Below are 10,641 nucleotides of genomic sequence, written 5' to 3' on the forward strand. Positions count from 1 at the left end.
GGGTTAGTCTAATTTGATATGTAAAGTTTTCTAAAGACATTCAACATTTCTGGATTTATCTAACTATTTACGTCAGGGAAGTTATCTCATTACTGTTGAAGGTAATTATTATCCTTCTTCGGGTTCAGTGCTGATTAAATTGGACGGTAATCAAACCCAAGTCACTCAACAAACCGGTGGGAATGGATTACTTAATCAACAACTGAACATGGACATTAGATAAGTTTTTTGTCTAACAAAATGAGTGATAATGGATAACATCATCTTTCTGATGCCAATGATTGAATTATTATTAATTAACTAGGGTGAAAATTATTCACCCTATTTTTGCCATTCTGTTTAGTAGTGTAAAAAACTATGATATAATAATTGGTGTAGATAATTATATTTGATAGGTAAAGAAATAGCCAAATAGTGTCTTTTCTGTTATGAAAGTTTATTTAAAAGATGAAATTTTATATATTAGTCAAGAAGATTTACCGAGTTATAAAAAGGGTGGATCGATTGTAAGAAATAGTTATTTTTGGGCCTTAAAATCTATTAGTTGTTATTCTAGAAAAGGAAAAGATTGGGAATTTGATGAAGTGGTTTGGGTTGCATTATCCCGAATGTTATTATCTTTTGCTGAGTCGGGATATTTAGGGGACTCAGAAACTATGTTAGAGTTTGATGTGGATACTCCTATTCCTAGTGTGTTGCGATCGGTTTCTACTTGGCTTTAATAACAGTTTTCAGTTTAATATTTTAAAATTCTAAATTATTTTGTTATTGAGGACACCAACAGCCAATAATCGATTTTCCTTTGTTTTCTTTTTCTGCTAATGCTAAGTTTAAGGTTAACAGTCTCTCTAATATATCATTATCAGGGTTAAATTGATACGCTTCCATGACAGCATTATCTAGTTGTTGATGCAGTTGATGAAGTTTGCTGCTGGGTTCATTAAAAAATTTATTATATAGTTCAGTAATTCCCCATTGTTTATTGTTCATTTGTTGGGTTCGATAATCATGGAGTTGTACCATTATTTTACGAATATTCTCAACATTATTTGGTGTAGGGTTTTGGGGAAAAGGAAACGTCTCAAAACAAGTTGTAGGAGTGTAACGGGTGCGAGTTTCTAAAGTAGACTTGTTTACTTTTATCCACAGTCTATGAATGTTTGATGTCAAAACACCTAAGATATAAAAATCATCAGAAGCAACAACATGAATTGAATTATTAGCTAAGAATTCAGTAGGGATAGGTAAAAATATAAACCATTTTGAATGTGAAGGAATAGCAAAATAAAAAGATAAATCTTTGATTTCTTTTCTCATTGCTGGTCTTTTTTCTCCAAATTTCCACCAATTTAATTGAGTCTTTTCTCTTGAATTATGATCTCTTTCTGGTTTAACTTTGACCTTCAGATATTCAAAAGGTAAACTATAATGGCTTGCATCTTCTAGAGACATATCATTAAAATCAATTATCCATCTACTTGCTTTTCCATGAGGTTGGCTGGTTAAATCATCAGCAGAACAAGAAAGCTTTAAAACCTCTTGATTTTTAGTATCAATATTGAGCCATTTTTCAGCTTGTGAGCAATCAATATAAAATCCTTTCCCCACTGGAATAATACCTTGAAAACTTTTATTTTTATTTGCTTTTAATATCTTAGCAATGGAAACATCTATATGAGCTTGTAGAGAAGAATTAATTTGACTGACTTGATTATCATCTAAATAATATTTATCAGGTTGTTGCTTACACCAATTAACAATACTAACATGAACATTTGCTTTTTCCGACCAAGGTTGACTGGAAATAGCATCATGAATATGACCCCCATTATGAGTAATATAGTCTAATGCAGCAACCCGACTTTTTCCCTGACAAATAGAGTTGGTTGCCACTAAACCAGCACGACCTTTTTCTTCTATATTTTCATGCGCCAAGCGAAACCAATAGGCACAAAAATCTACAGAATCTTTAACCTTTGAATACTTTTTAAAAACCTTATCACTATACTCATGCCCTAAATTTTTTCTCAGATGTTTACCTCCCAAGAAAGGAGGATTACCGATAATGGCATCAGCTTTAACCCAGTCATTAAATAAAGCATCTTGACAAAGAATATTATTATCCAAACTATCCAAAGGTAAATAATTTTCTGTCAAATTAAACTTATCAATAGCAACTTTTCTAGCAATCATTAATGTGACCCTCGATAAATCCACTGCAAAGGGATTAACATCCATACCATAAAACTGTTTAAGGGTGACGAAACCCATCATCATCTGTTCATTTTTAGACCTACGACGCTCAGATATTTTGCTTAATAATAACTCTTCAATACGCTTTAACTCTTGATAAGCAACATACAAAAAATTACCTGAACCACAAGCGGGATCTAATACCCTATATTGTTGTAACTCTAATTGTAATTGATTCAATTCTCCAATGTTTTTAGCTGCGTCTATTTTCTCCTCCCAATAACGACTAATTGTCGGTCTAACAATCTTCATAATATCCGCTTCTGAAGTGTAATGAATCCCATAAGCATGACGTTCATCTTCGTTGATAGTCCCCTCAAAAAGATTACCAAAAATAGCGGGACGAATCTTATTCCAATCTTCAAGAGATGCCGCTTCTAAAAATTCCAATTCTTGTCTATTTAACTCTATGGGTTGTATCTGAGCAAATAAACCCCCATTAAAATAATCTACCCCTTGATATTGTCCAGCAGGAGTTTTTCCAGGTTGATTCATTTCCCGAAATAACCCTCCCAAAACATCATAAGAACTCGCTCCATTTAAACAATCTTTCACACAACACAAAAATAAATCTCTCGGTAATAAATCCCGATCTTGTGCAAACATTGCTAACACACACTGCAATATAAAACGCTGTGCTTGCAATTCATTAAAATCATCTTTTTTACTCCTTTTCTGTAACATTTTAAAAACTTCTCCCATACGTATTGCTGCTTTTTCTGTCATCTCAACCTGATTATTTTTAAACACAGGAATACAGTTCCCCAACTCCATGAAATTAAAAGCACTAGCACGATTTTTTAAATCAGAAAGTGCCACAATATCAACCGGTTCATCTATCTGTAAATTAAAGTCAAAAATCCAAAACTCATCAAAATTACATAGGATCACATAACGAGGCCGATTCGGCACTAATCTTGTCCAATAATCAAAGGCTTGAGAATAATGTTTATCTAAAGATTCTCCCCGCTTTTTCATCTCAATTAAAACCCGAGGTTTCCAGACTAAATCAGCAAAACCAGTCTTACCTTTTTTACTCCCTTTCTTAATAGCTTCCTCATAACTTCCCCCTGCTTCTATTACCCCCTCATGACCAAAAGCTTGAAAGAATCTATCTAAAAAAATTTGCGCCTCTTTTCGCTCTTTTCCTGTGATATATTTCTGGCAGAACTCAATAAATTGATCTAGATTTTTTGGGGTAGCACTTGACATTTTCAAAAAAGTGTGTGATTGTAAGTAGTGTATAGGGTACTTTAGGCATGCTATGTCTCATACACTCTAAGATGCTATAGAACCTTATCTAAAAACTCCATTAGAGAAAGGGGAGACAAAAAAGTTTGATCTCTTCCTGATGCTTCGCTCATCCAACCTTTAACTTGATCAGGCGATCGCCACAAACCTAAATGATCAACTGCAGGATCAGCGTAAAAACTCAAATCTCCCTTACCTAAGATAGCAGAACTGTAATGGGTAAATTCGTCGTGACTAATGCGATAGATAGGAAAATTACCCAGTAAGGGAACACCCCAACCATCGAAAGCAATTAACCCCTTAATCTTACCCCCTTGCAATTGCCATTGCCAAGCAGCAGTAACTGCAGCCACAACTCCTGCACTGAAAGCAATAAACATTAATTTTTGTGTTTTTTTCTGGCATTTTTCTTGTAAATACTCTACCAGATGAAACCCAGAATACGGGGGATATTCAAGGGTAGGAAAGATCAACAGGTTATCTAGATGAGGAAAATAATTAGTAATAGTCTCTACAAAACTATCAGTTACTTTCTTCTCATGAAACCCAGGACAAATTAAATATAAAGTAGATGTATTTTTGCTCATTCGTCTCTTCTTAAAGCTGTCATCATTGCTTGTTGTGAAACCGTTTGATAGATTTGTTGCAAATAGTCTTTAACTACTTTTGCATCTTCATAAGCTAAAGGTATTCTTCCCAAAACATCCAAGACAGTTTTATTATCTGCAGGAGGAACTATAACTACCAAAGAAGGGTCTAAAGGTTCTTGATATTGCCAAAATTGTTTTACATCTAATGGCTGATTTTCTTCGGCTATTTTATCCTCATTTTCTTGATGGTAATTAACTATTTCTTGAGAATTATTTAAACTACTTTCCTGCTGATTAATTTGTTGCTGGCGTAAATTCCTTAACCCTTCCAAAATTTGCTCTTTGTTTCTTCCTCTTAACTGAAAAATAATAAAAGGATCTTCCCTAAATCTCTCCGCTAATTGATAATAAATAGCACCAATATGTTTACAAGGGTTAGCTTTATCGGGACAAGTGCAATGGGAATGAACCTCTGATAACCTAAAGGGGAAGATGCTTAAACCATTATCAGTAAAGACCTTTTCAATATTATCAGGCATTTTACCCGATAGTAGCTGAGCCGAAAAAATAGCTTTTTCTGACAAACTTTGAATAATAAAATCCCAATCTTCATCGGTAAAAGGTTCAAGAGAAAGAGAAACTTGATAAGGTTCTGGTTCTGTTCCTTGCACCTTAGCTAGTACCTCAAATCCAGAAAACTCAATACTCAATACATGGCCTTCTCTGGCATAATTCCTTGCTCTTTCTAGTCGCTTTTTAAACCGATAAGAATCCAATAATTCTAACCAACGAATTACCCACCATTCTTGTTGAGGTAAATTACTATTATTGTTCAATGTATTAGCTGTTGTCATCTTAATTTAATCTCACATTAGTTAACTGTATTTTCCTCAGAAGAAGAGGTGTTTTGTAATTGTTGAGCCTCATAAAACGTCTTTAAACTCTCAGCATCCCCCACATATCGCCAGTGCCAAGGTTCATAACTAATACCTTGAGGATTATTACGAGGAAAAGATAACTCAAAACTATACTTAGCTGCATTACTTTCTAACCACCGAAAAGCAGGAGTCTGTTCAAAATTCTCACTTAAATTAGTAGCAGGAACCTGACCATCTCCAATATCAATAGCATACCCTGTGTGATGTTCGCTATACTTTGGAGGTGCGCTAACTTGGGCCCTTTTGCGAGTATCTTGATTTCTCTGACGCTTAATTTCAAAGAATAAATATTCTTGTTGTTCAACGGTTCTAAACCCGGAAATGGCGGTTAAAACAATACCACTAGCACGTGCATCTCGTTGCATTTGTAAGAAGCTATCAGCTGCCTTATTTCTCAGTTTAATCCTCCCATCACCAGTAATGGCTTTTAGTTGAGTGGGGTTGGCTTCTTCGTAAGGCAAATGACCCAAAATATTTTCAATCTTTTCAGGTTCAGGGGTGGGACTCGGTGAGGGAGTGGGTTCAACAGATACCGTATTGGTTGGGGAGGGAGAAGAAAACAGACGCACTACACCCAATGTACCCAAGGTGAGTATAGCAACCCCTGCTAACCCTAACATAATCCATTTAGGGTTTAAAGATGAAGATCTAGGAGAAATAGGAATATCTCGCAACGCTTCAGGAATATCCTCGAGTGGTCTTTTTTGTTGTTTATCTTTCATTGATAGCTATGAGATCAACCCCTATTTCTATTTTATAGGGTAGAGTCGGTTATTAGTGTTTATCCTCATTATTGGCGATGATTGAACATACAATTCATGGTTGACTTCTGTAACATTTTATACAAAAATTGGATTAGATAAGAAATTCCTGACATTTATCATGAATCCATCCTTTTTACCTCCCGATGATTTACCCTCTTGGGTTCCCAATGATCTTGAATTATGTTGGGAATTCAATGATACGGTTAGCCGTTTGTTTTATAATTCTTGTGATGAAGAAACCCAAATTTTATTATCAAAATGTGGCTGGAATTTGACCACTGGCCGTGACGGTATAACTTTGGTTTTGATTTGTCCTAGAAATGGCTTAACTTGGCAAATTCTCAAATCTTTAGAAACTGTTAGCGAGCATTTACATCAATTAGGAAAACGAGCAAGAATTCGTATTTATCCCCCACCAAAAACAGGTAGTCCTATGGAGGTTATTGTCTAAATTCATGCCTCTAGATCAGTAAATAATTGAAATCCTCTCAATGGTAAGATAAAAAATTGTTAGTGATTTAGTGTGACAATGACTGATACTATTTTTAGTAAAATTATTCGTCGAGAAATACCAGCTAATATCGTCTATGAAGACGATTTATGTTTAGCTTTTACTGATATTAATCCTCAAGCTCCGACCCATATTCTAGTCATTCCTAAACAACCTATCCCAAAACTAGAAGAGGCGCAAGATGAGGATCAAAACCTATTGGGACATCTTTTAGTAATTGTAAAAAAGGTTGCCCAACAAGTAGGTTTAAGTAATGGTTACCGCGTCGTTATTAATAATGGAGACGATGGAGGTCAAACCGTCGATCATCTTCACTTACACATTTTAGGTGGTCGATCGCTAACTTGGCCACCTGGTTAAAAAAGTAGGGGCTTAGTATTATTAAGCCCCCAAATTTCTTAAATTACTTTGTTATTACTCGATAATTTATTCTTAATAAAAAGCATCTAAATCGATCGCTTTTGAGCCACCTTCTTTTAGTTGCTTTAAGACGCTTACTAGCTGAATCCATACCAACGCAGCTATAAAAATGGTCATGGGTAAAGAAATGGCGTAGGATAGCAAACGGTTAAAGAGAAAAATCTCTAACCCAGAAGACAGAAACACACAAATACCGACGCAAATACCTAAAAAGGGGATCTGTAAACCCGAATTTTTTAGCATTTGATCGGCCGGCTTTCTTAACATGGCATGAACCTGGGTTTTTAAGGTAGCTTCAAAGGCTAAACCACAGGTGATACCAATGAATAAACCGGCGGCAATTAGGAAATAGGGAGGCTGAGGTAAATAATACATAAATGATAGGTTAATTGATACTGTTTGTATTGGGAAGAATGGCCGCAACTCCCGCGGTTGAGAATTGTTGAAATGCCTTCATAGCAACACCAAATAATTGTTGAGGTTGAAGATCATCGCTAATCAAAGCCCAGATCCGTTGGACTTCCTCGGTATGTAAGCGATCGTCTTCTGTTAAAGCTAACAATAATTGATGCCGTAAATATCTCCCTTCGTCAGATAACAAATATTGTAGTCCTAATTGCGCCGTTGGCAACAAATCAAATTGTCCGTCCGAACGGGCAATATTAATCATGTTTTCTAATCGTTGCCACTGGAATTTGCCATCTTTGAACAATACTTCTATAAGTCGCCTTCTCAGTTGGGCAGATTCTCCTGTCAATAGTCGTCTCGCTACATAGGGGTAAGCTACTTCCACAATTTTGAAATCGGGATCGAGACTAAGGGCTAATCCTTCTTGGGTGATTAATGAACGAATAATCAGGGCAAATTTTGCGGGAACTCGGAAGGGGTATTCGTACATCAATTCCGAAAAATCATCGGTGATGGTTTTGAAGTTGAAGTCTCCTACGCTTTGACCGATGGCATTGCCCAAAACCTTTTCTAATGCAGGAATAATCGGTTCAATGTTCGTATCTGGGGTCAAAAAGCCTAATTGCACAAAGTCCCTGGCTAGGGCTTTATAATCTTGGTTGATTAGTTGTACAACCGAACTAGCAATGGTTTCTTTTGTGTCTTCTTCTAGCTGATCCATCATGCCAAAATCGATAAAAGCCATACGGCCATCGAGGGTGGCAAACAGGTTGCCTGGATGGGGATCAGCATGGAAAAATCCGTGTTCTAGTAGTTGTCTTAACCCCGATGTTACACCGATTCTAACGATCTCATAAGGGTCGAGTCCAGCCGCTACGATTCTGTCGGTATCGGTTAGTTTGTAACCCTGTATCCACTCTAAAGTTAGGATGTGATCGCCACTGTAGGACCAGTAAATGAGGGGAACTTTAACGTCCTCATCTCCTCGAAAGTTAGCTGCAAATTTTTCTGCGTTTCTACCTTCGTTTACGTAGTCGATTTCTTCAAATAATTTAACGCCGAATTCATCGATAATTAGGGTTAAATCGTGGCCTAAATTAAGGGGTAAAAAGCGACCAAACTGGCAAGCTGCCCAGCGCATCAAAAATAGGTCGCGGGTTAAAATAGGTCTAAGGTTCGGTCTTTGCACTTTGACCGCTACTTCTTCGCCGGTGTGCAGCACGGCACGATAAACCTGCCCTAAACTGGCTGCTGCTACTGGGTGTGGGGAAATTTCTCGGTAAGCTTGATCGATAGTAGTCCCCAGAGATTTTTCTATGATAGAAAAAGCTGTTTTATTATCGAAGGGGGGTAGTTGGTCTTGTAGCTTGATTAGTTCTTCTAGGAAGTCGGGACGAATCAAATCGGGACGGGTGGATAAAGCTTGACCTACTTTGATGAAGGTGGGACCCAAACGAGTTAAAACTTGTCTTAGTTGTCTTGCACACTTCTGTTTGTTGTCTTTATCGGGGTTAAACCACTGATCCCATTGTAAATTTATTAAAAACCAGCCAAAAGACCAGATAATGGTTATGGCTCGTTTAATCACTTCCCAAGGACGTAAGCGGTAATAACGGGCGATTGCCGCAGCATCATAGCGTTTTTGCCGTTGAAGGTCGAAACTGGGATGGTCTGGTTCGGTTGTTTGCCAAGTCACAAGCGTCTACTATTGCCTCTGAACTCTAAAGTAAGGAAAGAAAGGATTTTAAAGTTTTGATATACAAAAATATGAGTATTTTATCTTTTCATTATCTCCGATTTTCCTCTTTTTCGCAATATTTCTTAATCAATAACCGAATGTAGCTCTTGAGGATCAAGGTGAGAATGAATCACTTGACCATCCCGAAACCAGATAACTCGCCTTGAATGACGGGCCACTTCTGACTCGTGGGTGACTACTACTACAGTGATACCTGCTTGATAGAGACTTTCAAAAATTCCCAGCACTTCCTCGGTTGTTTGAGAGTCCAAGGCACCTGTGGGTTCGTCGGCCAGTAAAAGCACGGGTTGATTGACGATCGCTCTAGCAATAGCTACCCGTTGTTGTTGTCCCCCTGAGAGTTGATTGGGTTTATTGTTGACTCTATTTCCTAGACCCACTTTTTCCAATGCTTCGAGGGCCCGTTCACGTCGTTCTGACGGGGAAACTTCGGCGTAAACCATTGGTAGTATAACGTTTTCTAGGGCGGTCATTTGGGGTAAAAGATGGAATTGTTGAAAGACAAAACCTATTTTCCGATTACGAATGCCAGCCAAATGAGCATCGGGTAATCTAGACACGTCCATACTATCTAGATAGTAGTTTCCTGATGAGGGACGGTCAAGACAACCAATAATATTCATCATCGTCGATTTTCCTGAACCGGATGCTCCCATTATGGTGCAGTACTCTCCTTTTTCGATGTTTAGGTTAACCGTATCTAAGGCTTTTACTTTTGTATTGTTGCTTCCATAGATTTTGGTGATTTCTTCTAAACGAATAATAGTAGGATGGTGGGCATCGGATTGATGGTTTGGAAGGGAATTCTCAGTTAAAGAGGTACTTTGTCCGATCATAACTAACTTAGATCATTTTTATACTTTAATTATAGGCTTGACTTTGTAACAGCACACTTAATGTTCGTATCCTATAAAAGAAGCCATAATAGATATACACTGCTACAGAACTTTTAAAATAGACAAATATCTATGACAAACCTTAATTTAGAAATTGCTCAAGTTGGTAATTCCATCTTAAGACAAAAAGCTGAGATGGTTAGAAACATTGGTGATGAAAAGTTACAGCAACTTATTGATAGGTTATTGACCACAGCTAGGGATGCTAATGGTGTAGGAATTGCTGCACCCCAGGTATATCAATCTTACCGTTTATTTATCATTTGTTCCCGTCCTAGCCCTCGTTATCCCGATGCGCCTCTTATGGAACCTACTGCAATGATTAATCCCAGTATTATCTCCCACAGCGATGAAATTGTTAAAGGTTGGGAGGGGTGTTTAAGTGTTCCTGATGTCAGGGGTTTAGTCCCCAGATATCGAGAAATTATAGTTGAATATTTAGACCGTTATGGTGAGTCACATCGGCAAGAATTAAGTGATTTTGTAGCTAGAATATTTCAGCACGAATTGGATCATCTTGATGGTATTTTATTTATTGACAGGGTGGAAAAATCCGAAGATTTAATGGATAAAGAATCTGGGGAAGTCTCTCAAATAAAGTCTTAACTTTTCTTATACGATCATCGGTGATCCCACCAATGGCAACTAAGGTTATTTGTTTTACACTTTTAGGTAAAGTATTTTGTCATAAGGTATTCTATGTTGCGTCGTTTTATTTGGTTGATGCCATTTGCTATCGGATTATTTCCTACACCCGTTAACGCCCTTCCTACTTCACCTCAAATTGATCAATTAGCTGTATCTTCTCAAAAAGCCAGGGGTCACTCGCTGCGAAAACTTAGGCCAAACAT

At 37.2% G+C, this 10,641-nt stretch carries 11 protein-coding genes; 4 read left to right on the forward strand and 7 right to left on the reverse strand.

Annotated features, from left to right (window positions below; translation table 11 throughout):
- The first annotated feature begins 428 nt into the window (after window positions 1–428).
- On the forward strand, window positions 429–722 hold the full coding sequence (locus tag P9B04_RS06980; RefSeq protein WP_342054275.1) for a hypothetical protein: 294 nt from the start codon (window positions 429–431) through the stop codon (window positions 720–722).
- A 43-nt stretch (window positions 723–765) separates the two neighbouring features.
- Here the strand turns inward: P9B04_RS06980 and P9B04_RS06985 are convergent, their stop codons facing one another.
- From P9B04_RS06985 to P9B04_RS07000, 4 genes are all read right to left on the reverse strand, one after another.
- Window positions 766–3,465, reverse strand: coding sequence for a DNA methyltransferase (locus tag P9B04_RS06985; protein WP_342054276.1), 2,700 nt, complete (start codon window positions 3,463–3,465; stop codon window positions 766–768).
- A 74-nt stretch (window positions 3,466–3,539) separates the two neighbouring features.
- Window positions 3,540–4,091 (reverse strand): hypothetical protein, encoded by a 552-nt coding sequence (locus tag P9B04_RS06990; RefSeq protein WP_342054277.1) that lies wholly within the window; start codon window positions 4,089–4,091, stop codon window positions 3,540–3,542.
- Window positions 4,088–4,948 (reverse strand): SWIM zinc finger family protein, encoded by an 861-nt coding sequence (locus P9B04_RS06995; RefSeq protein ID WP_342054278.1) that lies wholly within the window; start codon window positions 4,946–4,948, stop codon window positions 4,088–4,090. The genes P9B04_RS06990 and P9B04_RS06995 overlap by 4 nt, the downstream gene beginning before the upstream one ends.
- Window positions 4,949–4,965: 17 nt before the next feature.
- Window positions 4,966–5,754: a M15 family metallopeptidase gene (locus P9B04_RS07000; RefSeq protein ID WP_342054279.1), complete on the reverse strand. Its 789-nt coding sequence runs from the start codon at window positions 5,752–5,754 to the stop codon at window positions 4,966–4,968.
- Window positions 5,755–5,914: 160 nt separating this feature from the next.
- Here P9B04_RS07000 and P9B04_RS07005 point away from each other — a divergent pair, with 160 nt between their 5' ends.
- A complete protein-coding gene (locus P9B04_RS07005; RefSeq protein ID WP_342054280.1) occupies window positions 5,915–6,247 on the forward strand; it encodes a hypothetical protein in 333 nt (110 codons plus the stop codon).
- Window positions 6,248–6,325: 78 nt separating this feature from the next.
- Window positions 6,326–6,667, forward strand: coding sequence for a histidine triad nucleotide-binding protein (locus tag P9B04_RS07010; protein WP_342054281.1), 342 nt, complete (start codon window positions 6,326–6,328; stop codon window positions 6,665–6,667).
- Between the two features lie 72 nt (window positions 6,668–6,739).
- Here P9B04_RS07010 and P9B04_RS07015 read toward each other — a convergent pair whose 3' ends face one another.
- From P9B04_RS07015 to P9B04_RS07025, 3 genes are all read right to left on the reverse strand, one after another.
- Window positions 6,740–7,102 (reverse strand): hypothetical protein, encoded by a 363-nt coding sequence (locus P9B04_RS07015; RefSeq protein ID WP_342054282.1) that lies wholly within the window; start codon window positions 7,100–7,102, stop codon window positions 6,740–6,742.
- A 10-nt stretch (window positions 7,103–7,112) separates the two neighbouring features.
- Window positions 7,113–8,831 (reverse strand): ABC1 kinase family protein, encoded by a 1,719-nt coding sequence (locus P9B04_RS07020; protein WP_342054283.1) that lies wholly within the window; start codon window positions 8,829–8,831, stop codon window positions 7,113–7,115.
- 125 nt (window positions 8,832–8,956) lie between these two features.
- Window positions 8,957–9,730 carry an ABC transporter ATP-binding protein gene (locus P9B04_RS07025; protein WP_342054284.1) on the reverse strand — a complete coding sequence of 258 codons (774 nt, stop codon included), beginning with the start codon at window positions 9,728–9,730 and terminating at the stop codon, window positions 8,957–8,959.
- A 132-nt stretch (window positions 9,731–9,862) separates the two neighbouring features.
- Here P9B04_RS07025 and def point away from each other — a divergent pair, with 132 nt between their 5' ends.
- A complete protein-coding gene (gene def, locus P9B04_RS07030) occupies window positions 9,863–10,396 on the forward strand; it encodes a peptide deformylase (RefSeq protein WP_342054285.1) in 534 nt (177 codons plus the stop codon).
- Window positions 10,397–10,641 lie beyond the last annotated feature (245 nt).

It is taken from the genome of Crocosphaera sp. Alani8 (assembly GCF_038442745.1).
Classification (GTDB): Bacteria; Cyanobacteriota; Cyanobacteriia; order Cyanobacteriales; family Microcystaceae; genus Crocosphaera.